Here is a 3,497-nt window from a genome sequence, read left to right on the forward strand (position 1 = left end):
ATCGAGAATTTGAAAATAAAGAAGAACTGGAAAAAGTAGTCAATCAGCTTTTAAATGAAGGGGGATTGATTATTAAATGGAGTAGAAAACTTAAAAATAAGGGTAATGCTGTCAATGTAACTTAAATGCGTAAAAGCTTATTTTCAGAGAAATTAGTCCTCTTGTTTACTTAATCTTTCGATCAATTGGCGTACTTCTGTCTCCTCTTGGGTTTTTCCCTGCTGTTGATAAAGAGTAGCAACGGTTTGAAAATCAGCGAAAGCCTCTTTTTTGTTACCCATGTTGTATTTTGTCCAAGCACGGTTATACAAAGCATTAGCATGATCGGGATCGAGCTTCAGGACTTGATTATAATCCGCTAGGGCCTTCGACCATTCCTTGCGAGCGTAGTACAAACTACCCCGCAATACATAGGCTGATTTGGCATTAGCATCAACTGCCAGAGCTTGCTCGATATCTTTGAACGCTAAATCAATTTGGTCTAAATTCCCATGTGCCAAAGCCCGTTCTAGATGAATATTAACCAATACCGGCGATTGCGCCAAGGTCATCGGAGCCAAACCCTTGCTGTAACTTGCCATAGCCACCTCAGGAGTGATCGCCAAAACTCGTTGATAATCTTTTTTGCTCTTTTCGACCTCTCCGATCTGCTGATAAAGTAGGCCTCGATTCAAGTACACTATCGGTAGGTTGCCATCGATCTGCAAAGCTCGCTCGTAATCAATCAAGGCATCGCGCAAATTGCCTAAATGAACTTGTATCGCCCCTCGATCATTGTAAACCGATGCCAATTCTGGTTGTAGGGCAATGACTTGATTGTAATCGACCAGAGCCTGATTAAAATCTTCTAGGTGAGCGTAGGCATGACCTCTTTGGTAGTAAGTCAGAGCATCATCGGGTTTAATAGTCACAATTGCCGTAAAATCCTCAATAGCACCTTTATAGTCTTGTTTTTGGTATTTTTCTAGTCCTTGTTGCCATAAAGCACTTGTATCCTCTGGAGTGATTGCGGTAGCAGTATTGGCTGGGGGAACCTCTAGGGACAAATCAGCCAGATCGTGAGAGGGAATAAGACAAACATTACCACTGGTAAGGTCAGTCACGGGAATTTTTTCTTTACAGGGAGCAGTAGATTTGGAACCATCCGATAAAGTGACATTACAGAGATTAGACCGGTCTAATTCTGTTTTGTCTAGTTGCGCTCCCGTTAGATCCGCATTACTCAGATTAATATTGGTCAGACGAGTCGAAGTTAGGTTAGCGTGATCGAGAATGCCATTCACCAAGTAAGCTTGATCAAGATTAGCTTGACTGAGATTCGCTTCGCTAAAATTAGTGTTTCTTAAATCAGAGCCTTCGAGCAGGGTTTCGATCAGTAGTGCTTGTCTGAAATCAGCCGCCGTTAATTGTACTCCTTTTAATAGTGCCTGACTGAGATCCGCGTTCACAAAAGTCGCCCCAGTTAGATTGGTCATTTGGGCGTTATGGTAAACAAAGGTGCCACCATAACCAGCGATCGCCGTCCCCAGGGAAACCACGTTACCTAAAGCTTGCCACCAAGGAGTTTGAGCTTTATCGGGTGAAAAATCCGCACCTTTAAGATTGGCTCGATCAAAATGAACACAAGGCGCCCACACCGCTCGTAATTTCGCCTTTTCTAAGTTAGCACCCTGTAGATTGCCATGAACCAGAAAAGCTGGTTTGCCGTCGTGCATGGTCAGATCTGCCCCTTGCAGATTGGCCGATTCTAGCAGCGCTCCTCGTAATTGTACCCCGCGCATTTGGGCCTCAACTAGATTGGCATTTTTTAAGTTGATAAAATCCAAGTTAGCGTTGACTAAGTTCGCCTTGGCTAAATTCGCCCCTTCTAAGTTGGCCTTTTCTAAATTAGCGTGGATTAACTTCGCTCCTTGTAGGTTTGCTCCTGCTAAGTTAGTATTAGTGAGATTGGCATCCTGCAAATTGGCATTTTCTAGATTGGCATTTTCTAGATTGATATTACTGAGATTAGCTTTGCTAAGATCGCAGTTTGGGCATTCTTTGGTTGCTAACAGTTGTTTTATTTGTTCGGCGTTTGCTGCTTGAGCAATGAGATTATTACCAGAAACGCTTACTAAACCAATGCTGATCACAAAGAGTCGCCAAAAAACTGATGATAACTTCGGATAAGTATTGCTGTTCATACTTTTATCCCCCGTAACTTTTTAAGTTTTTATCGCTGAACGACTTCTATTTTTTATTGCTATTCTTGGGTTGTTGTCCTTGGCCTTAATGTCCCGAAAATTTTATTGCTACATAATAGACCTCTTCCATAATTAATTTTTGATGGTTCAAAAACGGCAAAAATAAGAATTAAACCGCCTAAAATCTGTAAATAGACCATTTAGTTAATTATTATTCATTCTTAATTCTCCTGACTACTGGCTACTGACTCCTAACCCTAACAACAATTTTTAGTTTTCACAAGAGGTCTAATGTGCGGCTAACTAATTCACGAATCCATACCTCTGGATCCCATTGTCCCGAAATTATGCTTGTATTTGCCGAGTTTTGCCATAATTTTTCAAGAATTTTCATAAGACTTTGTATTTTTGCCTGAGAATTTAAACTTTTCCAAATAAATATATATTTTTATCAGAAATAATATATATTTAACAAATATCTCTTGACAAAAATTCCAAAATCTGCTATCGTTGCCTGCTCTAAATAATTTCTGGCCAACTAGCTACCACCGAAGCCAATTTATCCAAATCCCGACGATCTTCGATAAAGGGAAAAACACCTAAAACTGGACAATTAGTCAAGGATTGAATTAAATCGATCGGTGTTAACTGCTCTATTTCCGTCTCCGTGCGCGGTTCGAGACAATTAAGGATAATTCCGCCCAAATTGACCTTTTTCTGCTCTGCTAGGGCAATATTAGCCACCGTTTGGGAAATCGACCCCAATTTCACCGGCACCACCAAAAGGGTTTTTAACCGCCATTGAGCCGCTAAATCCGCCACAGTTAGCTCGTGGGTGACAGGACAACCTAAACCCCCCAAACCCTCAATTAAAACCAAATCTTGGCTTTTTTGTAGGTTCAGCAGAGCTTGCCACACCGTCCCCAAAGGAATATCTCGACCTTCCAAATCAGCAGCCACAGGAGGCGCTAAGGGTGCTTGATATTGCAGCGGTGTGATCATTTCTAATTGACCCTGAAATAAACCCTCATACCATTCTCGATCGCCTTGACCCGTTTGCATTAATTTCATCAGCCCCAGGGCCTTCGATGGATAGTATTTTTGCCAATAAGCCACTAAAGCAGTGGTGACAACGGTTTTACCCGCATCGGTATCCGTAGCCGTAATCAAAAGACTATTCATAAAACTCCTGGGCCAAGTCAAGATCAGGTAAAATCACCAATATTTATCATCTTATCCCCACTTCCCCACTTCCCCACTTCCCCACTTCCCCACTTCCCCACTTCCCCACTTCCCCACTTCCCCACTTCCCCA

Annotated in this window: 2 protein-coding genes and 1 pseudogene; 1 reads left to right on the forward strand and 2 read right to left on the reverse strand. The window is 42.0% G+C overall.

Going from position 1 to position 3,497, the window contains the following annotated elements; all coding sequences use genetic code 11:
- Positions 1-125, forward strand: a pseudogene (locus IM509_RS19175) (IS630 family transposase); the annotation flags it as partial.
- A 27-nt stretch (positions 126-152) separates the two neighbouring features.
- Here IM509_RS19175 and IM509_RS19180 read toward each other — a convergent pair.
- Positions 153-2,183 (reverse strand): pentapeptide repeat-containing protein, encoded by a 2,031-nt coding sequence (locus tag IM509_RS19180; RefSeq protein WP_185237879.1) that lies wholly within the window; start codon positions 2,181-2,183, stop codon positions 153-155.
- Positions 2,184-2,702: 519 nt separating this feature from the next.
- Positions 2,703-3,365 carry a dethiobiotin synthase gene (bioD, locus tag IM509_RS19185; protein WP_072926714.1) on the reverse strand — a complete coding sequence of 221 codons (663 nt, stop codon included), beginning with the start codon at positions 3,363-3,365 and terminating at the stop codon, positions 2,703-2,705.
- Positions 3,366-3,497: the final 132 nt, after the last annotated feature.

This window comes from Microcystis sp. M31BS1 (assembly GCF_020245285.1).
GTDB classification, from domain to species: Bacteria; Cyanobacteriota; Cyanobacteriia; order Cyanobacteriales; family Microcystaceae; genus Microcystis; species Microcystis panniformis.